General features: G+C 71.5%; 18 protein-coding genes. 10 read left to right on the top strand and 8 right to left on the bottom strand.

What is annotated here, in order from left to right; translation table 11 throughout:
• Nucleotides 1-457: 457 nt before the first annotated feature.
• Nucleotides 458-1378, bottom strand: coding sequence for a hypothetical protein (locus tag ACYQ77_RS12725; protein WP_459710624.1), 921 nt, complete (start codon nt 1376-1378; stop codon nt 458-460).
• 102 nt (nt 1379-1480) lie between these two features.
• Here ACYQ77_RS12725 and ACYQ77_RS12720 point away from each other — a divergent pair, with 102 nt between their 5' ends.
• Nucleotides 1481-2566: an AI-2E family transporter gene (locus ACYQ77_RS12720; RefSeq protein ID WP_459710622.1), complete on the top strand. Its 1086-nt coding sequence runs from the start codon at nt 1481-1483 to the stop codon at nt 2564-2566.
• A 331-nt stretch (nt 2567-2897) separates the two neighbouring features.
• On the opposite strand, the gene ACYQ77_RS12715 is transcribed toward ACYQ77_RS12720, so the two are convergent.
• Complete coding sequence (locus tag ACYQ77_RS12715; protein ID WP_459710620.1) at nt 2898-4244, bottom strand: family 1 glycosylhydrolase; 1347 nt, start codon at nt 4242-4244, stop codon at nt 2898-2900.
• A 26-nt stretch (nt 4245-4270) separates the two neighbouring features.
• Here ACYQ77_RS12715 and ACYQ77_RS12710 point away from each other — a divergent pair, with 26 nt between their 5' ends.
• The 5 genes from ACYQ77_RS12710 (at nt 4271) to ACYQ77_RS12690 (ending at nt 11270) form a co-directional block, all read left to right on the top strand.
• Nucleotides 4271-4864, top strand: a complete 594-nt coding sequence (locus tag ACYQ77_RS12710; protein WP_459710619.1) for a TetR/AcrR family transcriptional regulator — start codon at nt 4271-4273, stop codon at nt 4862-4864.
• Between the two features lie 1335 nt (nt 4865-6199).
• On the top strand, nt 6200-7720 hold the full coding sequence (locus ACYQ77_RS12705) for a helicase HerA-like domain-containing protein (RefSeq protein ID WP_459710617.1): 1521 nt from the start codon (nt 6200-6202) through the stop codon (nt 7718-7720).
• A gap of 127 nt (nt 7721-7847) precedes the next feature.
• Nucleotides 7848-10034 (top strand): MMPL family transporter, encoded by a 2187-nt coding sequence (locus tag ACYQ77_RS12700; RefSeq protein WP_459710615.1) that lies wholly within the window; start codon nt 7848-7850, stop codon nt 10032-10034.
• Nucleotides 10035-10150: 116 nt separating this feature from the next.
• Nucleotides 10151-11167 carry a helix-turn-helix domain-containing protein gene (locus ACYQ77_RS12695; RefSeq protein ID WP_459710613.1) on the top strand — a complete coding sequence of 339 codons (1017 nt, stop codon included), beginning with the start codon at nt 10151-10153 and terminating at the stop codon, nt 11165-11167.
• A complete protein-coding gene (locus ACYQ77_RS12690; RefSeq protein ID WP_459710611.1) occupies nt 11079-11270 on the top strand; it encodes a DUF397 domain-containing protein in 192 nt (63 codons plus the stop codon). Before ACYQ77_RS12695 ends, ACYQ77_RS12690 begins: the two co-directional genes overlap by 89 nt.
• On the opposite strand, the gene ACYQ77_RS12685 is transcribed toward ACYQ77_RS12690, so the two are convergent.
• On the bottom strand, nt 11258-12445 hold the full coding sequence (locus ACYQ77_RS12685) for a hypothetical protein (RefSeq protein ID WP_459710609.1): 1188 nt from the start codon (nt 12443-12445) through the stop codon (nt 11258-11260). The genes ACYQ77_RS12690 and ACYQ77_RS12685 overlap by 13 nt on opposite strands.
• Nucleotides 12446-12554: 109 nt before the next feature.
• Nucleotides 12555-14333 carry a hypothetical protein gene (locus ACYQ77_RS12680; RefSeq protein ID WP_459710607.1) on the bottom strand — a complete coding sequence of 593 codons (1779 nt, stop codon included), beginning with the start codon at nt 14331-14333 and terminating at the stop codon, nt 12555-12557.
• A gap of 149 nt (nt 14334-14482) precedes the next feature.
• On the opposite strand from ACYQ77_RS12680, the gene ACYQ77_RS12675 reads away from it, so the two are divergent.
• Nucleotides 14483-15700, top strand: a complete 1218-nt coding sequence (locus tag ACYQ77_RS12675; RefSeq protein ID WP_459710605.1) for a WS/DGAT domain-containing protein — start codon at nt 14483-14485, stop codon at nt 15698-15700.
• On the opposite strand, the gene ACYQ77_RS12670 is transcribed toward ACYQ77_RS12675, so the two are convergent.
• Nucleotides 15681-17045 carry a serine/threonine-protein kinase gene (locus tag ACYQ77_RS12670; RefSeq protein ID WP_459710603.1) on the bottom strand — a complete coding sequence of 455 codons (1365 nt, stop codon included), beginning with the start codon at nt 17043-17045 and terminating at the stop codon, nt 15681-15683. The genes ACYQ77_RS12675 and ACYQ77_RS12670 overlap by 20 nt on opposite strands.
• A gap of 42 nt (nt 17046-17087) precedes the next feature.
• Here ACYQ77_RS12670 and ACYQ77_RS12665 point away from each other — a divergent pair, with 42 nt between their 5' ends.
• The gene (locus ACYQ77_RS12665) at nt 17088-17489 is read left to right on the top strand and encodes a hypothetical protein (protein WP_459710601.1); all 402 of its coding nucleotides are present in this window, start codon (nt 17088-17090) and stop codon (nt 17487-17489) included.
• Nucleotides 17489-17764, top strand: coding sequence for a hypothetical protein (locus ACYQ77_RS12660; RefSeq protein ID WP_459710599.1), 276 nt, complete (start codon nt 17489-17491; stop codon nt 17762-17764). Before ACYQ77_RS12665 ends, ACYQ77_RS12660 begins: the two co-directional genes overlap by 1 nt.
• A 10-nt stretch (nt 17765-17774) precedes the next feature.
• Here ACYQ77_RS12660 and ACYQ77_RS12655 read toward each other — a convergent pair whose 3' ends face one another.
• Nucleotides 17775-18647, bottom strand: a complete 873-nt coding sequence (locus ACYQ77_RS12655; RefSeq protein WP_459710597.1) for a DMT family protein — start codon at nt 18645-18647, stop codon at nt 17775-17777.
• A 264-nt stretch (nt 18648-18911) separates the two neighbouring features.
• On the opposite strand from ACYQ77_RS12655, the gene ACYQ77_RS12650 reads away from it, so the two are divergent.
• Nucleotides 18912-19400 (top strand): glutathione peroxidase, encoded by a 489-nt coding sequence (locus tag ACYQ77_RS12650; RefSeq protein ID WP_459710596.1) that lies wholly within the window; start codon nt 18912-18914, stop codon nt 19398-19400.
• Here ACYQ77_RS12650 and ACYQ77_RS12645 read toward each other — a convergent pair.
• Nucleotides 19397-19846, bottom strand: a complete 450-nt coding sequence (locus ACYQ77_RS12645; protein WP_459710594.1) for a DUF1772 domain-containing protein — start codon at nt 19844-19846, stop codon at nt 19397-19399. The genes ACYQ77_RS12650 and ACYQ77_RS12645 overlap by 4 nt on opposite strands.
• A 780-nt stretch (nt 19847-20626) precedes the next feature.
• Nucleotides 20627-21925 (bottom strand): MGH1-like glycoside hydrolase domain-containing protein, encoded by a 1299-nt coding sequence (locus ACYQ77_RS12640; RefSeq protein ID WP_459710592.1) that lies wholly within the window; start codon nt 21923-21925, stop codon nt 20627-20629.
• Between the last annotated feature and the right edge of the window lie 32 nt (nt 21926-21957).

Here is a 21957-nt window from a genome sequence, read left to right as displayed (position 1 = left end):
CCTCGCTTCTGATTGTCCGGCCCGCTGCGCGGGCCGCGGAGCGGACGCCGTTGCGATGAAGGGCCTTCGTCGCGGTCAGTGCGATGAAGGGTCCCTTCGTCCCGCTCGGGGTGGTGACGGGGCCCTTCCGCGCCGCCTGTCTGGGCCACCCGGGTTGGTTGCGCTTCGCTTCTGATTGTCCGGCCCGCTGCGCGGGCCGCGGAGCGGACGCCGTTGCGATGAAGGGCCTTCGTCGCGGTCAGTGCGATGAAGGGTCCCTTCGTCCCGCTCGGGGTGGTGACGGGGCCCTGCCGCGCCGCCTGTCTGGGGCCACCCGGGTCGGTTGCGCTTCGCTTCTGATTGTTCGGCCCGCTGCGCGGGCCGCGGAGCGGATGCCGTTGCGATGAAGGACCCCTTCACAGCAGCCAGTCCGGGGCCCCACCCCCTGACCACGCTGCCCGCGCGGCGGGCCAGCCCCCTAGATCACCACCGCGCGGAAGGCGTGTACGCACCACGCGCCGTCGTAGCTGGTGACCCACAGGTTGGTCGAGTAGCCCTCCAGCTCCTGCCCCTTCGCGGTGCCGCGCAGGTACAGCTGCACCGACTGCGCACTCGACGAGATCCCGTCCATCGTGGGGTCGATCTGCAGGTCCGGGTCGTACCCGACCAGCTCGTCGACGTCCGCCGGGGTGTTGATCGCGTCCTTGCACAGCGTGGCCTTGGCCGCCGCCGCGTCGCCTGCGTTGATCGCGTCCAGGAAGGCCTGCATCGCGGTGAGCGCGCCGGCGGGGACCGGCTTCCCGCCCGCGGTGGGCTCGCCGCTCGGGGCGCTGGTGGGTTCCGCCGGTTCCGACGACGCGGTCGGGGAGTCGCCGCCGACCTGGCGGATGTCCTGCCAGCACCAGTCGTCGTCGACCGTCACCGCCGTCACCTCGAACTCGGCCGACTCGTCGTCGACGAACACCTCGACGGTGCCCGTCACCTCGTCGTCGGACACCTCCTCGGTGTCGGTCAGCGACGCCTTCGTCACCGCGTCGGCGTCGTCGATGGCCTCGTCGACGATCGACTCCGCGTCGGCGCACGCCAGGTCCCGCAGCGCGGACTTGTCCTGGCCGTCGAGCCCGTCGGCCACCGCTTCGAGGACGTCCTCGCCGCCGCTCGTGTCCGGCGCCTGCGACGACGTGGTGCTGCTGGGTGTGCCACCGCCGCCCGTCGGGGTTTCGTCGTCGGCCAGGAAGAAGCCCGGTGCCACGAACCCGGTGATGCCCAGCCCGGCCAGCAACAGCACCACCGCCGCGACCACCGACACGATCGCGGCCGTGTTCTTCTTCGGCGGCGGTGGTGGCGGCGGGCCGTAACCGCCGTAGGGGAACGGCTGCTGCTGCTGTGGGTACGTCACCTGAGGTCCTCCCGCTCTTCGTTGCGCCGTTCGACTGCGCGCGGGCCGGTTTCGTTCCCAGCTGTTGAGCACGCCACTCCACGGCCAGCTACCTTGTGAGCGGTGAGCACCGAATCCGGGGCGTTACGGCGGACCGCGCTGACCTGCCTCTACCTCCTGATCATCGCCGCCACGCTGTGGGTGCTCGGCCGGGTGGTCAGCCGGTTGATGATCGTCGTGGCGCCGGTCGCCGTGGCGCTGCTGGTCGCCGCGCTGCTGGCACCGGGCGTGTCGCTGCTGACCCGGCGCGGGGTGCCGAAAGGGCTCGCGGCCGCGGTCGTGCTGCTCGTCGGCGTCGCCGCGATCGTGGGGCTCGTCTGGTTCATGGTCGCCACGCTCGTCGCAGGCCTGCCGGACCTCGGCACCCAGCTCGACGAGAGCTACCGGCAACTGCGGTCGTGGCTCACCGACGGACCGCTCGGCCTGACCGGCGCCCAGCTCGATTCGATGCTCGCCGAGGGGCAGAGCTGGTTCACGCGCAACCGGTCGGCGATCGCCTCGGGCGCGCTCGGCGCGGTGTCGACCGCGGGCACGGTGCTCGCCGGGTTCGTGCTCGTGGTGTTCCTGCTGATCTTCTTCCTGCACGACGGCGACCGGATGTGGCGGGGCGTCACCAACCCGCTGCCGGAACGGCACCGGGAGCTCGTCCGCCGGGCGGGCCGGCGCGCGTTCGCCGACCTGACCCGCTACGTGCGGGTGACGGTGATCGTCGCCCTGATCGACGCGGTCGGCATCGGGCTCGGGTTGTGGATCACGGGGGTGCCGCTGGTCCTGCCGCTGGCCGCGCTCGTGTTCCTGGGCGCGTTCGTGCCCATCGTGGGGGCGTTCGTCACGGGGCTGGTCGCCGTGCTGGTCGCGCTCGTCGCGCAGGGCCCGCTGATCGCGCTGGTGGTGACGGGCATCGTGGTGCTCGTGCAGCAGCTGGAGGGCAACGTCTTCGAGCCGCTGCTGGTCAGCAAGTCGGTGAAGCTGCACCCGGTGGCGGTGATCCTCGCCGTCGCCGTCGGGGTCGAGCTGGCGGGGATCGTCGGCGCGTTGTTCGCGGTCCCGGTGCTCGCCGCGACCCGCTCGGTGTACCGCACGATCCGCGAACCCGACACCGACGACGAGGTCGAGCCTCAGCCCAGCGGTGCGAGCGGACCGGGGTAGGGCGCGGGGCGGAGGCAGCTGTCGAGCCCGTCGACCAGCGAGCACACCGCTTGTGCCTTGCGCGGCCGATGACTGGTGGGCACGCGGCCGCCGTTGACGGGATGCGGCGCGGTCGGATGGTGACGGGTTGGTGGGTCCACTGTGCACGCCGCGAAGCGGGGAGGCTCGGGTCTCACAGCCCAGCGGTGTGAGCGGGCCGGGATAGGGGCAGGCGTCTTGCGCCCGGCGGCTACGCCGTCCCCGTCGCGGGGGAGCGGGTTGTGCGGGGGCGCTGCCGGGCGGGTGCTGGGTCGGTTGGTGCGTTCGCTGTGTGCGGCACGAGGCTCGGGTCTCAGTTCAGCGGTGCCAGCGGACCGGGGTAGGGCGCGGGGCGGAGGCAGCTGTCGAGCCCGTCGACCAGCGAGCACACCGCGGGTGCCTTCCGCGGCCGGTAGCCGGCGGGTACGCCGTCGCCGTCCACGAGGGAACGGTACGCGGCGACCCCGTCCGTCGGGCGGCGGGTGAGTGACGGGTCGGTTCTGGCGTCCACTGTGTACAGCCCGAAGCGGGGACGGTAGCTGCCCCACTCGTAGTTGTCCGTGATGCTCCAGTAGTTGTAGCCGATCACGTTCATGCCGTCGGCCTTCGCGCGTTGGACCCAGTAGATGTGGTCGCGCAGGTGGTCGGCGCGCGTGTAACCGTCCGGGCGGGGCTGCCCGTTGTCGGTCGGCATGCCGCGCTCCACCACGTACAGCGGCAGCGCCGGGAACTTCCGCGCGTAGTAGCGCAGCACGTAGTAGATGCCGTCCGGCTGCGGGTCGATCTTCCAGAACTCGCCACCGGCCCCGTGCACGGCGCTGATGTTGTCCAGGCTCGCGCCGTAGTAGTAGTCGACGCCGACGAAGTCGAGCTTGTCCTTGACGTGGTCCACGAACGTCGCGTCGAGCGCAGCCTGCACGGCCGGGATGTAGGCCGCGTTGCTCGACACCATCGCCCCGGGGTCGAGCTGGTGGATCATGTCGTAGGCGCGCCGGTGCACCGTGACCAGCCGTGACCGCATCCACGGCGCCTGCCACGCCTCCAGCCCGCCGTTCGCGATCTCGTTCTGCACGTAGACCGTCGGCTCGTTCACCGTGATCCAGATGGCGCCCTTGCCCTTGTACCGGTCCACCACGCGCCGCGCGTTGGCGAGCCAGTCGTCCACGGTCTTCTGGTTGTCCCAGCCGCCCTGGTCGGCCACCCACCCCGGGTAGACCCAGTGGTCCAGCGTGATCATCGGCCGCATGCCGGCGGCCAGGACGTGCGCGACCACGTCGTCGTAGTACGCCAGCTCCGCCTGGTCGACCACGTCCTCCCGCGGCTCGATCCGCGCCCACTCGACGCCGAACCGGAACACCCGCGCGCCGAGCGCCTTCGCGTTGGCGATGTCCTCGGCGTAGCGGTGCCGGAAGTCGACCGCGTTGCCGTACGGGTCCTTGATCGACGAGGTGCCTGCCTGCTCGTACCGGCGCCAGTTGCTGTCCGGCGCGCTGCCCTCCGACTGGTAACCCGAGGTGGCCACACCCCACAGGAACGGCGCCGGCTCGGCCGCGGCGGCGGGTGGCACCCCGAGGCCGAACGTCAGGAGCGAGGCGATCAGGCCGAGAACAGGACGGCGGCGCATGGGCTCCTCCGGATACGTCAGCGAATCCAGATACATCCGTGTATGTGAGCTACGCTAGCGCCGTGCCAGCGCGTGTCAAGCGGCTCAGCCGCACCGAGAGCGTCGCCCGCACCCGTGCGCTGCTGCTGGACGCGGCCGAGGAGGTCTTCGCCGAGCACGGCTTCGGGCGGACGACGCTCGAGCAGATCGCCGAGCGCGCCGGCTACACCCGGGGCGCCGTCTACGCGAACTTCGCCAGCAAGGACGACCTGTTCCTGGCCGTGCTGGACCGGTGGCTGGACGCCGACATCACCCGCGGCGGGCAGATCAACGAGGAGAGCCCGTCGGTGCGCGACGCGCTCGACCGGCTGCGCGAACTGGAAGGCAACCGGTTCGCCGACCGCACGCGGTTCCTGCTGCTGACCGAGTTCCGCCTGTACGCCCTGCGGAACCCGGCGGTCGCGCCGCGCGTCGCGGAGTACGAACGGCGCTGCATCGCCTGGTACGCCGACGCGATCCGGGCCAGGGTGGCGGCCCCGCCCATCCCGGCGGAACAACTCGCGGCGATCGTGCTCGCCATGGAGAACGGCATCGCCACCCTCGCCCACCTCGCCCCGGACACCGTCCGCCACGACGCGTTCATCGACGCCCTGGAGATGCTCACCGGTTTGCGGTAGTGCCTGGGGGCACGCCCGCTTCGGGGGCCGGGTGGTGGTGTATGCGTGCTCGGGGTTGCGCCCGGGTCCGTGTTGTGGGTCTGGTCGGGTTGTGTTCGGTGGTGTGGGTGTCCGGTGGTTGTGGCCCGCTGCGCAGGCCGGGCGCGTAGCGCCCGGGTGGCGGGTGTGCCGGGGATGTGTGTCTGGGGGTTGCGCCTGGTTCGGTGTTGTGGGTGTGGTCGGGTTGCGTTGGGTGGTTGTGGCCCGCTGCTGGGTCCGGGCGGTGTGTGCGGTGGTGTGTGTCTGGGGGTTGTGCCTGGTTCGGTGTTGTGGGTGTGGTCGGTTGCGTTGGGTGGTTGTGGCTCGCTGCTGGGTCCGGGCGGGGCGGTGTGCGGGGGATGTGTGTCCTGGGGTTGAGCCTGGATCGGTGTTGTGGGTGTGGTCGGGTTGCGTTGGGTGTTGTGGCCCGCTGCTGGGTCCGGGCGGTGTGTGCGGTGGTGTGTGTCTGGGGGTTGGGCCTGGTTCGGTGTTGTGGGTGTGGTCGGGTTGCGTTGGGTGGTTGTGGCTCGCTGCTGGGTCCGGGCGGTGTGTGCGGTGGTGTGTGTCTGGGGGTTGGGCCTGGTTCGGTGTTGTGGGTGTGGTCGGGTTGCGTTGGGTGGTTGTGGCCCGCTGCTGGGTCCGGGCGGTGTGGCGTCGGCGGATGTGTGCCTGAGGGTTGAGCCGGATCCGCGTTGCGGGTCTGGGCGAGGTGCGTTCGCGGTGTGGTCGCCGGTGGTTCGGGGTTGGGGGCCGCTTCGTGGGCCCGGTGTGCGGGGTTCGGGTGGCGGGCGTTGGGTGTCCGGGTTTGGTCGAGGTGGTCCGCTTCGCGGGGCGGGCGCGTAGCGCCCGGGTGGCGCTGAGCGGCGGATGCGGGCCGGGGTTGTGCTCGGATCCGCATGGTGGGTCTGGCCGGGTTGCGTTCGGTGGCTGCCCGCTGCGCGGGCCGGGGGCCTCGGGGCCGGGCGGTGCGGCGGACGCGGGCCTGAGGTTGCGCCCGGATCGCGTGGCGGGTCTGGCCGAAGTGCGTTCGCTGTGGTTGCTGGTGGGGGCGCGCGGCGCCCAGCTGGCGGGCGTTGGGATGGTCCGCTGTGCGTGCGGTGTGGTCGTCGGTGGTTCGGGTTGGGGTGTCCGGTGGGTGTGGCCCGCTACGCGGGCCGGGCCCGGGTGGCGGCGCCCGGATCCGTGCGGCGGGTCCGGCCGAGGTGCGTTCGCTGTGTCCCGCAGTGCCCGGCGGGTGAACGCCTTTCAAGTGGCGGAATCCGCTGACCCTCCTAGACTTTCCGCTGACGGCTGCGCCGGTCGCCGAGGGGAGTGCCGATGTCCGGGACAACGCAGGAGATCGCGGACGGGTACGCCACCTCCGGCGCCGCCGTCGAGCTTGGGGCTGTGGTGGTTGACGGGGAGGCGGACCCGGAGGCCCGGGTCCGGGTGCCGCTCGCCATGATGAACCGGCACGGGCTCGTCGCGGGCGCGACCGGCACCGGGAAGACGAAGACCCTGCAGGGGATCGCGGAGCGGTTGTCCGCCGCCGGGGTGCCGGTCGTCATGGCTGACGTCAAGGGGGACCTGTCCGGGCTGGCCCGGGCGGGCACGGCGAACGACGCGATCACCAAGCGCGCCACGGACACCGGGGACGACTGGGCACCGTCGGCCTTTCCGGTGCAGTTCCTCTCCCTCGGCACGAGCGGCACCGGGGTGCCGGTGCGCGCGACGGTCAGCGGGTTCGGGCCGCTCCTGCTCGCGAAGGTCCTCGGGCTCAACGAGACGCAGGAGTCGACGCTCGGCCTGATCTTCCACTGGGCCGACGGCAAAGGGCTGCCGCTGCTCGACACGAAGGACCTGCGCGCCGTCATCACCTACCTCACGAGCCCGGACGGCAAGGCCGACCTGCAGGGCATCGGCGGGGTCTCACCGTCGACGGCGGGCGTGATCCTGCGTGCACTGTCCAACCTGGACGCGCAGGGCGGGGACGAGTTCTTCGGCGAGCCGGAACTGTCGGTCGCCGACCTCATGCGGCAGGCCGACGGGAAAGGCGTCATCAGCCTGCTCGAGCTGGGGAACCTGTCCGACCGGCCCGCGTTGTTCTCGACCTTCCTGATGTGGTTGCTGGCCGAGTTGTTCGAGGAACTGCCCGAGGCGGGGGACCTCCCGGCGCCCAAGCTCGTGTTCTTCTTCGACGAGGCGCACCTGCTGTTCGACGACGCCTCGAAGGCGTTCGTCGAGCGGATCGAGCAGACCGTCAAGCTGATCCGCTCCAAGGGCGTCGGCGTCTTCTTCTGCACACAACTGCCCACGGACCTGCCGAACGCGGTGCTGTCCCAGCTGGGCGCGCGGGTGCAGCACGCCTTGCGCGCGTTCACCCCGGACGACCAGAAGGCGCTGGCCCGCACGGTGAAGACCTACCCGACGACCCCGCACTACGACCTGGAGAAGGCCCTGACCGCACTGGGCACCGGCGAGGCGATCGTGACCGTCCTCGGCGACAACGGCGCGCCGACCCCGGTGGCGTGGACCCGTCTGCGCGCGCCGAGGTCGCTGATGGGCGCGATCGGCGACGACGCCGTGCAGGCCGAGGCCGCCGCGTCGGACCTGCACGGCAAGTACGCGCAGACGATCGACCGCGAGTCGGCCTACGAGCGGATGGCGCGGAAAGCCACGCCCGCACCGGAGAAACAACAGCCCGAGAAGAAACAGCCGGACAAGAAGGAAGCGGACGAACCGGGCTTCATGGAGAAGGTGATGGGGAACAGCGCGGTCAAGTCGTTCCTGCGGTCGGCGGCGAGTGCCGTCGGGCGCGAGGTGACCCGCGGTCTGTTCGGCACCCGCCGCCGGCGCTGACGGTCGCCGTCGCGTCACCCTCCGGGATTCAGGGTGATCCCTGAGTCCCGTCCGGGATCAGCCCGGAGCCCCTCCGCGGCTGCGTGCACGAGCCTTGTGCCTGCACGAAGACCGAGAGGGGACGAAGATGGGGAAACCGCTGTTAACCGTGCGGATCGCGAGGTGGAGCGCCGAGCACCCGTGGCGCGCGATCGGCGCGTGGCTCGTGTTCGTGGCGATCTGCGTCGGCGCCGGGCGGGTCGCCGGGACGAAGCAGGCCGACTTCGACGACAACCCGAAGGGCGAGCTCGCCACCTACCGCAGCATCGTCGACGAGGCCGGGTTCACCCGCCCGGCGACGGAGAACGTCCTGATCTCCGCCCGTGACGGCGCGCTGGACCAGGCCGAGGCGACCGCCGCCGCGAACGACGTGCGCACCGCCATGGGCCGGCTGCACGAGGTCGGCGACGTGAGCGAGCCCGTGCCGTCGCCCAAGGGCACCGCCGTGCTCGTCAACGTGGAGCTGGCCGGGGACCCGGAGACCGCGGAGGACCGCGTCGGCACGCTGCTCGACACGACCGCCGCCGTGCAGGAGCGGCACCCGGACCTGCTGGTGGAGCAGGTCGGTGGCGCGTCGCTCGACAAGGCGCTGTCCGCGACGCTCGGCGAGGACTTCCAGAAGGCCGAGCTGATCAGCATCCCCGTCACGCTGGTGATCATGCTGGTGGTGTTCGGCGCGCTGATCGCCGCCGGCGTGCCCGTGCTGCTCGCCATGTCCGCGGTCGGCGCCGCGCTCGGGCTGTCCGCGCTCGCCTCGCACCTCATCCCCGCGACCGACAACACGGCCAGCATGATCCTGCTGATCGGCATGGCGGTCGGCGTGGACTACTCGCTCTTCTACGTGCGCCGCGACCGCGAGGAACGCGCGAAGGGCGCCGGGCACGTGGACGCCGTCGAGATCGCCGCCGCCACCTCCGGGCACGCGATCGTGGTCTCCGGCATCGCCGTCACGGTCGCGATGGCCGGCATGTTCGTCGTGAACGACGTGGTGTTCTCCTCGATCGCCGTCGGCACCATCCTCGTCGTCCTGGCCGCGATGATCGGCTCGATCACCGTGCTGCCCGCGCTGCTCGCGAAGCTCGGCCGGTGGATCGACAAGCCCAGGATCCCGTTCCTGTGGCGGCTGTCCATGCGCAACAACGCGGGCACGCCACGGTTCTGGAAGGCCGTCCTGCGACCCAGCCTGCGGAAGCCGAAGACCACGCTGGTCGTCGGCGTCGGTCTGCTCGCCGCGCTCGCGGTGCCCGCGTTCGGCATGACGCTCAACGCGCCGAGCGAGGCGGACCTGCCGCGCAGCATCCCGATCATGCAGTCCTACGACCGGATGACCGACGCGTTCCCGAGCACCGGCGCGTCGCACCGGATCGCCGTGCGGGTGCCCGCGTCGGCGGTCGCGGACGGCGAGGCCGCGGTCGGCAGGCTGCTCGACCGGATCGCCGACGACCCCGGGTTCGCGCACGACCAGCCGCCGGAGGTCACCGCGGTCCGCGACGGCCGGATCTACCTCATCTCGGCCGGCATCCCGTACGACGGCGGGTCGACCGAGGCCGACCAGTCGCTCGAACGGCTGCGCACCACGCTCCTGCCCGCCACGATCGGCACGGTCGCGGGCGCCGAGTACGCGGTCAGCGGGCAGACGGCGGGGGAGAACGACTTCGTCGAGTCCATGACCAGCGCGCTGCCGTGGGTGATCGGGTTCGTGCTCCTGCTGACGTTCCTGGTGATGCTGTGGGCGTTCCGGGCGCCGGTGATCGCGCTGTCGGCGATCGGGCTGAACCTGTTGTCGGCGGGCGCCGCGTACGGGCTGCTGGTGCTGGTCTTCCAGCACACGTGGGCGGAGGGCCTGCTGGGCTTCACGTCCACGGGCGGCATCACGGCGTGGCTGCCGGTGATCCTGTTCGTGACGTTGTTCGGGCTGTCGATGGACTACCACGTGTTCGTGGTGAGCCGCATCCGTGAGGCCGCGGGCACGATGTCCACGAAGGACGCGATCGCGGCGGGCATCACCCGGTCGGCGGGCGTGGTGACGAGCGCGGCCGCGGTCATGATCGGCGTGTTCTCGATCTTCGCGACGCTGAGCACGATCGACATGAAGCAGATGGGTGTCGGCCTCGCCGCGGCGATCCTCATCGACGCGACGCTGATCCGCGCGGTGATCCTGCCCGCGTTGATGACGGTGCTGGGCAAGGCGAACTGGTGGACGCCGCGCCTGCTCCGCCCGCGCGCCGACAAGGTGGCCACGGAGGAGACCCGCGTGCTCGAACCGGTCGGCTGACGGTGCTCCGCCACCTGCCTTTCCGCCGGGGAAAGGCAGGTGGCGGATTGCGTCCTTGGGGTGGATCTGGCGTGCCGTGCCTGTGTTTTGGCGGGGGCACGCCATAGCGTGGCGGCATGGGAGTTCGTCACACGTCGGCCGCGTACCGGGAACTGGGTGGGATGCTGCGCCGGGTTCGAGAACGGGCAGGTCTCACCGGAGACGCCCTCGCACGCAGACTGGGCTGGTCGCCGACGACGATCTCGCGCATGGAGAACGGCAGGCGGCCGTCGACGACGACGGACGTCATCCAGTACACGGTGATGTGCGGGGCGGACCTGTCCGAGGTTCAGCCGATCGTGGAGTTCACGCGGATGGCCGAGCACGAGGAGGGTTACTACCTGTCGGACAAGCGGATCGACGGGTCACTCCAGTCGCTGATCTTCCACGAGTCGTCTGCCGAGCACTCGATCATCTACGAGCCGCAGGTGATCCACGGCCTGCTGCAGACCCCTGAATATGCCCGCGCGCTCGTCACCGGCATCAACTCCGACGCCGACGACGACTGGGTGGCCGGTGTGGTGCGCACCCGCATGGAGCGGCGACGAATCCTCTCCCTGCCTGATCCCGCGCAGTTCACCTTCTTCATCCACGAGCACGCACTGCGGCTCCGGGTGGGGTCCGACGCGATCATGTATGAGCAGCTGCTGCACCTAGTGCTCACCGCGGCGCTGGACAACGTGACCGTGCGGATCGTGCCCAGCAAGGCAGGGGAGCGGTCCGCGGTCGGCGGGGCGTTCCACATGATGGAGTTCCATGACCATCGTCCGTTGGTGTACCTGGAGAATCTCTGCGACGGTGGATTGATCCTCGATGATCCCGGCTACGTGCGCAGCTACAGCGCGCTGATGCCGAGGCTCGCGGACGTCGCCCTCGATGAGGGACAATCTCGGAAGTTCGCGGCCGACCTGGCCGACGAGTACGACCGAGGGAGTCAACCGGGTGTCGCAGACCTCCTGGCGAAAGAGCAGCTACAGCGGCGGGTCGGGAACGAGCTGCGTCGAGGTGGCGTGGCGGAAGAGCAGCTTCAGCGGCGGCGAGGGAACGGACTGCATCGAGGTGGCGTGGAGGCGGCAACCCCCATCTACCAGTGAAGGAGTGCTGGTCCGCGACTCCAAGAACGCCGGAGGGCCGGTGCTGACCGTCTCGACAACGGCGTGGCACCGGCTCCTCCGGGACGCGCCTCAGCCGTCGTAGGTCGCCTGCGTCACCGCGAACACGTTCCGGTTGCCGACCCCTTCCTGCAGCGTCCACAGCAGATCGGGGTTGGTGTCGTCCTCCCAGTAGGAGATGCTCTCGCCCGCGCTCACGAACCCGTACGTCGTCGACCCGGCCGACGGCGTCCAGTAGTACAGCTGCTTGGCGCCCGACGAGTAGAACCACCAGCGCCCGTTGTGCGACGCGACCCCGTTCAGCTTGTACCAGGGCAGCTGCAGCGCCTGCGACGCCGTGGTCGTCGCCGCGAACGTGGTCGAGCCCGACGCGAACGGGAAGCGGATCGCCCTCGGCGCGCGGTTCGGGTAGGACGTGCAGCCCGAGGAGCACGTGTACTCGGTCATCACGATCGACCGGCTGACCCGGTCCAGCGAGATGGTCGACCAGTTGAGCTTCGTGCCGGACGTGGTGTTCGACGTGATCGTGCCGATCTGCGGCAGCACGTAGGCGTAGTTGTGGGCGTAGTACACACCGCTGGGCTGCCGGCCGATCTGGTCGGCGGTGCCGCCGGTGCTGGTCTTGAGGATCTTGCGCATGTCGAACACGCGCATCCCGCGACCGGTGTCGGCGACGTACAGGTAGTCGCCGTACCAGGAGACGCCGCCCGCGTGGACCGGGATGTCCTTGAAACTCGGGGTCGTCGCCGTGCCGGTCGGCTCGACGAGCAGGATCTTGCGGTATTTGTTGGGGTAGTCGGCGTCCCAGTCGACGATCGTGATCCGGCTGCGTTCCTGGCTGCCGTCGCACGCGGTCTTCGTGTACCAGCTGACCACCACGAGCTGGTGCCCGTCGTAGTGACCGCCGGGGCCGACCGCGTCGCGGCTGGTCGTGATGCCCTGCGGGTAGTTGGTGCAGCTCGAGTTGTCGTCGCTGTCGAACCGGAACCCGGTCTCCAGCCCGGCGACCGAGAACGACGACGGCAGCCCGGTGCGGTCGTGGTTGGCGTTCGCCATCACGGTGCTCACGGACGCGGTGCCGAGCGTCGAGACGAGCGCGGAGTTGATGGCGCCGAACTGGTTGTAGTTCGCGGAGAGCGTGTACTGGCTGGTGGGCAGGTTCGTCGGCACCGCGGCCGCGGCCGACCCGGGCAACCCGACCAGCCCGGCGACGAGCACGGCGGCGGCGAACCCCGCCCTGGCGACGTGGCGTTTCGACATCGGACCCCCACGTTGTCGGAAATTCACAGAACGTGCTACACGCTAGTGAGGTTCCGCCCAGCGGGGCAATAGCGGGCTGGACGGGGGACCGCCCAGCCCGCCGCCCGCGCTACGACGCGGTCACGCCGACCCGCGCGGTGCCGGAGAACCCGCCGTTCGCGTAGGTGGCCCACACCTCGATGAGGTGGTCACCGGCTTCCGCGGGCACGTAGGTGAACCGCGCGCTGTCGTCCGCCTCCGGCACGACGACCTGCTCCGGCCCGCCGTCGACCCGCCACACGTAGGTCGCCACGTCACCGAGGAACACCGGGTCGACGACCGCGGTGACCGTCTCGCCGACCGCCACGTGCCACGCGCTCAGGTCGATCCACGGCTCGGCGTCGTTGATGTGGACCAACTCGTCGTAGGTCTGCGACCGCTGCCTGTCCGCGTCGGTCGACCACGCGGTGAACCGGTAGGCGGTCGGGCCGGAGCGCGGCATGTCGACGACGATGGCCGCGGTGCCGTCCGCGCCCACCGGGACCGTGTGCTCCGGCGCGCCGTCCTCCGCCGCCCAGGAGTAGGTGAACGTGGCCGCGCCGGACTGCGTCGCGGTCAGCGTCACCGGCACCCGTTCCCCGAAGTAGTGCTGGTTGCGGAACGACGTCGTCGGCGCGTTGGACAGCACCCAGAACCGGTAGGTCCTGGCGGGGGACATGTTGCCCGCCGCGTCGAAGCTGTACACCGAGATGCTGGCCGGACCGTCGCTGGTCGGCAGGATCGTCACCGTCGCGGAGCCGCCCGGCGCGTCCGTGCGCACCTCGCCGTCGGTCACCCCGATGCCGCTCCACTGGTAGCCGGCCACGTCGGCGACACCGTTCGCGCCGAAGGTGAACGTGCCGGGACCCGTGGCCCCGGGCGGGCCGCCGTCCTCGACGAAGTAGTCGGACTCGACGGTCGGCTCGACGTCGGGCCGGGTCCGGTCGAGCGTGAACGTGCACGGGGCCGTCCACGCCGACACCGCACCGTCCGAGTCCTCGGTCCTCGCCCGCCACTGGTAGGTGCCGTCGACGCTGAGGCTGTCCGGGTAGGTGAACCGGAACGCGCCCGTCCAGGCGTCGGGCACGACCTCGTAGACGTTCCCGGGGTCGGCCGTGTTCCAGACCTGGGCCCGCACCGTGAGGCTGCTCGGGCCGTCCGGATCGCTCACCGAACCCCACAGCGGCACGCCCCACCCGAAGCCCGGTGCGTAGACGATCCCGGGTTCCGCGCAGTCGTGCGTGTCCACCGACAGCCCGGTCGGGACGTCCGGCGGCGAGTTGTAGGTCAGCCGCAGGTAGGGCCGGGAGGACAGGGTGCGCCCGAAGGCCACGTCGCCCTGGTGCGCCTCGCTCACCCGCACGCCGAACGTGATCCGGTCCCGTCCCGCGGCCACCGCGTCGGCGATCGCGGTGGAGACGTCCCACCCGAGCTGCCCGGACGGGCACCCGATCTGGTTGGGCCCGGCGAACCGGGTCAGCTCGGCGGGCTGCCGGTACCACGTCGGCGCGGGCGCCGGCGTGGTCCGCCACAGCTCGACCGCGACCGCCCGCTCACAGTCGGCCGCCGCCAGCTGCGGGGCGATGAGCCCGGCCGTGAACACCTGCCCGCCGCGGTACGAGCTGAGGTCGAAGGTGAAGTACGCCTTGGACACGTGGTGCTTGCCCGCGCTGTCGCGGAACGCGCCGACGCGCGCGTCGCCCGACGTGATCGTGTCCTCCGGAGCGCGGGAGTCGATCCGCGCCCACGAAGCCGGTGCGAGCGTCCCGTAGCTGACCGCCGCGGCCTGCGTTGCGGTGGCCGTGAGCCCACCTGCCACGGCAGCGGCGGTCAGAGCGGCCCCCAGAGCCGCGCGCAAACCCGATCTCATGGTCCTCCTCTGGTGTGACTGTCCACTTCGGTAATCGCGTCGTGGGTGACTTCCTTACAAACCCGAGGTCGGGTCGCGAGCGGGAGTCATGGCGTAGTCATGTCCCCGAGAGAACACTCAGTCGACCGCTCGGACTCCTGTGAGGCGTGATGGACGACTTATCCACGGTTCCCGCCGACCTCCTCGGCACCGCGTTCGCCCGGCTCGGGCAGATCGGGCCGAACCCCGCCGACACCTGGTTCGGCCTCGTGTTCCGGCTCGCCGGACCGTGCCCGGCCGTCGACGAACTGCGGGCGCGGGTCGCCGCCCGCATCGACCGGCTGCCCCGGCTCACCGAGCGGCTCGTGGCCCGCGCGACCGTCCACTGGGAACGTGACCCCGGCTTCGACATCGCCGACCACGTCAACGTGCTGCCCGCGCACACCGGTGTGCTGTCCGCCCACGAGATCCTCGGCGACCGGGACGCGGCGCGACCGCCGTGGGGGCTGTGGATCGCGGAGGACGGCGACGGCTGGCGGCTGTACTACCTCGTGCACCACGCCCGGCAGGACGCGGGCGGCGCGCTGCGCACCGTCCAGGTGCTGCTGGGCGACCTCGCGGTGGAGAACGCGCCCGCCCGGCGCGGCCGGGGCTGGCCCGCGCTGCTGCCGATCGCCCTCGACCTGGCGCGCACCAAGCTCCCCGCGCCGCCGGTGCCGCTGCGCAAGTACGGGCCCGGCCGTGCCGTCGCGGTCGCGGACGTGGACCTCGCGCTGCTGACGGAGGTCGCCGACCGCACCGGCTCGACGGTCAACCAGGTCCACCTGGCGGCCCTGTCGTCGGCGCTGGACCGCTGGAACCCGCGCCCCGAGGTGGCGCGCAGGCCGGTCAACGTCCCCGTGGACACCCGCGCGGCCGGGGACTCCGACGTCACCAACCGGCTCGGGTTCATGCGTGTCGACCTGCCCTGCGGGGATGTCGCCCCCGCGGCGCGGTTGCGGGCCGTGCGTGCCGCGGCCGGGCGCCGGCGCACCGCGCGGTACCGGCGGGTCTGGGCCGCCATCACCAGGGGCGGCGGGCACCCGGCGGCGGCGTGGGCGATGCGGCGCGTCACCGACCACACGCAGGTCGCGATGACGTTGTCGACCATCCGCGTCGCGGCGCCGCTGACGCTCGCGGACGCGCCGGTCCTCGAGGTCGCGACCGTGCCGTGGCTGCCGCCCGCGCACGCGTGCTTCGCGTTCCTCGCCACCTACGGCGACCGCGCCACGCTGTCCGTGCTCGCCCCGGAAGGCGCCCCGGAACCCGCCGCGCTGGCGGGGTACTGGAGCGACGCCGTGCGCGAACTGCACCGCGCGCACGGGGAGGTCAGCGTAGGAACCCGCTGACCACGCTCGCCACGCCCGCGAGGGAACCGACGATCGCGATGCCGGTGGCGATCGCCTCCTTGTGCCGGATGTACCACGGCATGAGGCGGCGGGTCAGCTTCTCCATGAGCGCCACCATCTGCGTGAGCGCGGCGACGCGGTCGGCGGACTCCTTCGCCTCCTCGGCCTCCCTGATCAGCATTACCAGGGTCAGGCCGAGGAACTTGGCGTCGAGGCCCTTGAGGCGCGCGACGACCTGGTCGACCTCGAACACCATCGACTCGGTCAGCGCCGTCCGCGAGCCCGCGCCGGTGAGGATGCCCGCCGCGCGGCGTTCCGCTTCTGGCGCCGGGCCGACGAGCCGCCGCACCCGGTGGGCGACGAGCAGGGCCACGGTCACGAGCAGCACGCCCGCCGCCGCCCGCGCCCAGAGCGCGGGCAGCAGCAGCCACGCCACGAGCAGCCCGAGCACGACGAGCCCGGCGGCGGCCACGGCCACCAGCTTCCTCGTGCTGGACGGGACGGCCTCGGCAGGCGGTGGCCGGTACGTGCCGGTGGGCGTGAGCGGGCCGCCTGTCCCGTCCGGGACGGGGATCCTGGCTAGCGCGTCGAGCACCTCGTGCGCCGACCGCGGGCGTGCGCCCGCGTCGATGGCGAGGCAGCGTTGGAGGATGTCCCGCAGCGGCGAGGGCGGCACGTCGATCGGCGTGGTGACACGGCTGACGACGAGCTGCAGGTAGTTCTCCGACGGCGCGGCGGGGAGGTCGCCGTACACGCACCGGTACAGCAGGAGACCGAGCCCGAACAGGTCGGACGCGGGGGACTGGGGCGCGCCGGTGGCCTGCTCCGGGGACATGTAGAGGGGCGTGCCCGCGATCTCGCCGGCCTGGGTCATCTCGACCTCCGGCCGCAGCAGGCCGACCGCGCCGAAGTCCACCAGCTTGTAGTCGCCGTCGGGCGTGAGGAGCACGTTGGACGGCTTGAGGTCGCGGTGCAGGACCCCGAGGGAGTGCGCGTAGGCGAGGGCGTCGGCGACCGCCTCGCCGAGCCGCACGGTCCGGCCGAGGCCGAGGCGCTCGCCCGGCGCGAGCACGTCGGCGAGACTCGGGCCGTCGACCCACTCCTGGACCAGGCAGAACCGGTGCTCGTACTCGAGGACCTCGTGGGTGCGCACGATCCGCGGGTGGTGGAGGCGGCGGACCACCTCCACCTCGCGGCGGGCCTGCGGGTCGGTCGTGCCGAGCAACTTGAGCGCGACCTGGCGGCCGGTGCCGTCCTCCGCCCGGTACACCTCGGCCTTGGTGCCCGTGGCGCCGACGTGCGCCACCACGCGGAAGCGGCCGACCATCGTGCCAGGGCTCAGCATCCGCCCATTGTTCTACGCCGCGGCCGGACCATCACGCACAGCGTGCTCGTCCTGGCCGCCGCGCTGACCGCGGGCACGGTCAGCGCGGCGGCCGACGCACCACCGGCGGCCCTCGGCGGGTCGGGCCCGTACTCCGCCGGGTACGAGACCACCCTCCGGTTGCCGAACCACACCATCTACCGGCCCGACGTCCTGCCCGCCGACGTCAAGCTCCCGATCGTCGCGTGGGGCAACGGCGCGTGCCGCGCCGACGGCACCTGGTTCGAGAACATCCTGACCGAGTGGGCCTCGCACGGCTTCCTCGTCATCGCCAACGGCAGACCCGGCGGCTTTGGCTCGACCGACTCCGAGATGCTCGTCGACTCGATCGACTGGGCCGTCGCGGAGAACACCCGCGTCGGCAGCAAGTACCGGGGGAGGTCGACACGACGAAGGTGGCCGTGATGGGCCAGTCCTGCGGCGGTATCGAGACCTACGAGGTGGCCGACGACCCGCGGATCACCACCACCGTCCTGTGGAACAGCGGACTGCTCAGCGACAGCCAGAACTACCTGCTCAGCAGGCTGCGCGCCCCGATCGCGTACTTCGTCGGCGGGCCGAGCGACATCGCGTACGCGAACGCCACGGACGACTGGCGCTCCAGCAAGGCGCAGTTCGGCGGCCCGGACTGCGGGTTGTGCGGGACCGACTGGGACGTCATGCAGAAGAACCTCAGCTGAGGTGTGCCGTTCAGGCCCCCGCGGGGACGTCCTCGCGGGGTGCCACCGCCTCCGGGCCCGGCACGACGTCGCGGGCACGCGCCAGCTGCGCCACGCCCAGCCCGGCGAGCAGCGCGCACACGACGGCGAGCACGACCTCGACCGGCGACGTCGCCAGGTGCTCGCCGAGGAGGACGACACCGATCGTGGTGGCGGTGGCCGGGTTGACGAGGTTGGTCACGGCGAGCGGCGCGGCGAGCCCGTTGCGGTACGAACGCTGCGTGAGCAGCGTCGCGGTGACGGCGAAGACGGCGATGCCGATGATCGCCACGATCGTGATCGGGTGGAGCAGGACACCCGGGCCGTCGTCACCGACCGTCACCACCACGGTCTGGCACAGCGCGGAGCAGACCGCGTACCCGGCGCCGCCCGCGATGGCCTCCCACAGCGTCGACGCGCCCGGCCGGTTGCCGAGGACGCCGAGCACCCCGACCACGGCGACCGCCGCGCCGAGGAGCGCGATCAGCTCGGTGGGGGCGAGCGTCTCGGTCGCGCCGGTGGTCGTGATGATCAAGGCGAGCCCGGCCAGGCCGATCACCGTGTTCGTCATGCCCCGCAGCTCGAGCCGCGTCACCTTGCGCTTGGCGGCCGACGCGGCGAACGGCACCGCGATGACCAGCGTCAGCACGCCGAGCGGCTGGATCAGCGACAGCGGGCCGAACGCCAGCGACGTCACGTGCAGCGCCGCGCCGAGTGCGTTGAGCGCGAGCGCCACCCAGAACTGCGGGATGCGCAGCAGCTGCGCCACCGGCAGGTGGGCGTAGCGGGCCTGGATGAGCGCCGCGGTCGCGTACGCGATCGCGACCGCCACGCACAGTGCGATGGTGATGATCAGGTCGGCCATGCTGCTCTCTCGGTTCGCCCGGCGGACGGGAACGTCCTGCGTCCTTGGTCGGACGTACCGAGGGCATGAGCTACCCCCAGGGCTCTACCCGCAGGATAGCGCGCGGGGGAAGTGCCGCGAGGGCGATCGAAGTGTGACCGCCCCCACTCGATCAGGTGACTCACTTTCGGCGATAACGCGCGGGATTCAATGCCGGAATTGTCGGTGGATATCGCGCGGCGGAATGGTCGTACAGGGAGAATCCCCTTGGGTAGGGTGGCGGCCGTGCCACTCCACGACATCCCGCTGCAGACCCTCGCCGGTGCGCCGACCACGCTCGGTGACCTGCCCGGCCGGGCGTACCTGATCGTCAACGTCGCGTCGAAGTGCGGGCTCACGCCCCAGTACCGCGGCCTCGAGGAACTCCACGAGCGCTACGCCGACCGCGGGTTCTCCGTGGTCGGGTTCCCGTGCAACCAGTTCGGCGGGCAGGAGCCCGGCAGCGCCGAGGAGATCCAGACGTTCTGCTCGACGACCTACGGCGTCACGTTCCCGATGATGTCGAAGATCGACGTCAACGGCGACGACCGGCACCCGCTGTACGCCGAGCTGGTCACCACGCCCGACAAGGACGGCGCCGCGGGCGACATCCAGTGGAACTTCGAGAAGTTCCTGGTCGACGGCGACGGCAAGGTCGTGGCCCGCTTCCGCCCGATGGTCACCCCGGACGACCCGGAACTGACCGCGGCCGTCGAGAAGGTGCTGGCCGGCTAGGAAACGGCCCCGACGACGCACCCGAACGCGGCGATGCCGAGCAGGGTGCGGGCGTAGTGGAACCGCCGCCAGGTGACCCGCAGGCGCTCGACCCCGTCGGGCGGGTCACCTTCCGGCAGCCGCCGAAACCGGGCGTTGATCGGCTCGGCGACGATCAGCGAGCTGACGATGATCACCCCGAACAGGGCGACCGCCACCCACGTCAGCGCGGCGGCCCGCCCGGTGCTGTCGAGGGCGAACAGCAGCGCACCGACGCCACTGGCAGCGCCGAGGATCGGCAGCATCGGGTCGACACGCGCGAGCGACCGCCGGAAGTCGACGGCGTACTGCTGGGCGGGCATGCGCCGCCACAGGTTGGTCCGCTCGACCGCCACGACCAGGATCCCGCCCGCGAACAACCCACCGGCGGCGAGCATCAGCCAGGACCCGATCTGCGCGAGCGTCATGCCCGCCAGTGAAACGCGCCGTCGCGGCCGCGACAACGGTCCTCGTCCCACCCACGACCGCACCGTCAGTTGTCCACAGCCACCCCGGTTGTCCACAGTTCGCCCTCGCGCCCTGGAATTGTCGGCCCCCACTGGTAGACTGGCATGGCGGGTGGCCCCCGGGAATGGGTGGGGGTTCGCCGATGTACTGGGGGCTTGCTGTTTTCGCAGGTCAGAGGCTTTTCTGGCTGTGCGGTTCCTTCTGGTCCGGGCTTGATGGTTCGCCTTGTTGTGGGTTCCTTCCGGGGTCTTCGCCGTCCGGGGTTTCGCCGTCCCGGGTCTTCGCCGTCCGGGGTTTCCCTGCCCGGGGTTTTGCTGTCCTGGGTTGTTCGCGTCCTGGGTGGTTGTCCCCGTCCTGGGTTTGTCCTCGCCGGACGGGCGTCCTCGCCGGAGGGCGTCCTGCCGGACGGGCCTCCTCGCCGGAGGGGCTGGTCTCCGGGATGGCGGCGGGTCGGGCACGGGGTTGGTTTGGCAGGGACTGGTGTCCGTTGTCTGCCTGCCATCCCGTCGACCTCCCGCCGGGCTATCACACCGCGTCAAGGGGGCCCGGGGATTTGGGTAGGAGGTTGGGTCGTGCTTCGGGCCCCCTTGACCCGGCGTGATCGGGCTTCGCCAGGTCGACGGGATGGCAGGCACCCCTCAGTGGGTGATGGGGCTTCGCCCGCTTCGCGGGTGCCGCGCGCGGCATGGCGGGATTCCCGCCGTCCCGAAGTGCGGAGTTCGCGGGCTGGGCAGCCGGGGTCAGTGTGCGACCGTGATGTCCACCGTGTGCGTCCCCGTGAGCGTGGCCGGGATCGTGTGCTCCGGCCGCGGCACACCGTCCACTGTGAACTCGGTGATCCGGGTGCCCGCGCCGGACACCGTGACGTCCAGCGTCAGGTCCCGCAACGCGAGCCCGGACAGCCGAACGCGGGAGAAACCCGCGGGCACGGTCGGCGCGAACGCGATCCGGTCGCCGTCGCGACGCAGGCCCAGCAGCCCACGGTGCACCAACGCCAGGTAGCCCGCCGCGCTCCAGAGTTGTCTCGCCGAACCGTCCGGGTGCCCCGCGCGGTAGAACTCGTGGAACGTCGGTGCGCGCCCGGCCAGTTCGGCCAGCGCCTCCAGCTCCGTCGCGAACACGTCGACCGCGCCCCGCGCCGCGGCCGCCCAGCCCCAGTAGCCCTGGACGAACGGCCACACCGTCCCGTTGTGGTAGTAGTACTCGTCCTTCACCAGCCACCGCGTCCACAATGGATACCGCGGCCACAGGCACGGCAGCCCGTGCGCCGTCGGCCGCGACACGGCCGCTGCCTGGGCGTCGTCCGCCACGTTCCACAGCACCGCCAACGCCGTGCCGAGGCCTTCCGACCGGTCCGACACACCGCCGTCGGCGTCCTCGTAGTACGCGTACCGGCCCTCCTCGGGCACCCACAACCGGTCGTTGATCGCCGTCTTCAACGCCGCCGCCCGCGCTTCGAACGGCTCGGGGTCCTGGCCGAGCAGCGTCGCCGACCGGGCCGCGATCGTGTACGCGCGGTAGTGGAGCACGTTGGTGCTTAACGCCTTCGTGGCGCCGACGGCCCGTCCGCGGAACGCGAACCGCGGTGGGTAACCGCTGTTCGACTCCATGAAGCTCGCGCAGCCGCGGAACAGCCCGCCGTCGAACACCTCCCGCTCCGCCCGGGCCAGGCTCGCGCGTGTCACGTCATGGCTCCACGCCAGGAAGTCCAGGTCGCCGGTCACCTCGAAGCACGCCCACGCACCGATCGTGCCGACGATCGCGTCCGTGAGGTTCGGCCACCCGCCGAAGTGCGCGGCGCGGTCCTGCTCCCACCGCCCGCCCTTGGCCACGGCCCGCATCGACGCACGAGCGGTGCCGGGGTGCAGCAGCCCCGCGCCGAGGTCGATGGCGTACGCCGCGTCCCGCACCCACAGCGTCGGCCACGACTCGCCCGCCACGAACACGTCGCCGGTGACGCTGCCCGCCACGTCCCGCACCGCCTTGGCGTAGGCGTCGTCGTGGCGCGGCTGGCCGCTCGCGAGCGTCGGTGTCACCACGCGGTCAACGTACCCGCCGCGCCCGAACCGGG

This window comes from Actinophytocola sp. KF-1 (assembly GCF_054661535.1).
This window is presented reverse-complemented; position numbering and strand designations above follow the sequence as displayed.

Bases quoted from the DNA above. Each gene is read 5' to 3' on its own strand.
- ACYQ77_RS12675 (WP_459710605.1), top strand. From the start codon at position 14,483: ATGGACGACTTATCCACGGTTCCCGCCGACCTCCTCGGCACCGCGTTC.
- ACYQ77_RS12685 (WP_459710609.1), bottom strand. From the start codon at position 12,445: ATGTCGAAACGCCACGTCGCCAGGGCGGGGTTCGCCGCCGCCGTGCTC.
- ACYQ77_RS12645 (WP_459710594.1), bottom strand. From the start codon at position 19,846: ATGACGCTCGCGCAGATCGGGTCCTGGCTGATGCTCGCCGCCGGTGGG.
- ACYQ77_RS12695 (WP_459710613.1), top strand. From the start codon at position 10,151: ATGGGAGTTCGTCACACGTCGGCCGCGTACCGGGAACTGGGTGGGATG.
- ACYQ77_RS12680 (WP_459710607.1), bottom strand. From the start codon at position 14,333: ATGAGATCGGGTTTGCGCGCGGCTCTGGGGGCCGCTCTGACCGCCGCT.
- ACYQ77_RS12700 (WP_459710615.1), top strand. From the start codon at position 7,848: ATGGGGAAACCGCTGTTAACCGTGCGGATCGCGAGGTGGAGCGCCGAG.
- ACYQ77_RS12660 (WP_459710599.1), top strand. From the start codon at position 17,489: ATGGGCCAGTCCTGCGGCGGTATCGAGACCTACGAGGTGGCCGACGAC.
- ACYQ77_RS12670 (WP_459710603.1), bottom strand. From the start codon at position 17,045: ATGCTGAGCCCTGGCACGATGGTCGGCCGCTTCCGCGTGGTGGCGCAC.
- ACYQ77_RS12655 (WP_459710597.1), bottom strand. From the start codon at position 18,647: ATGGCCGACCTGATCATCACCATCGCACTGTGCGTGGCGGTCGCGATC.
- ACYQ77_RS12705 (WP_459710617.1), top strand. From the start codon at position 6,200: ATGTCCGGGACAACGCAGGAGATCGCGGACGGGTACGCCACCTCCGGC.
- ACYQ77_RS12715 (WP_459710620.1), bottom strand. From the start codon at position 4,244: ATGTATCTGGATTCGCTGACGTATCCGGAGGAGCCCATGCGCCGCCGT.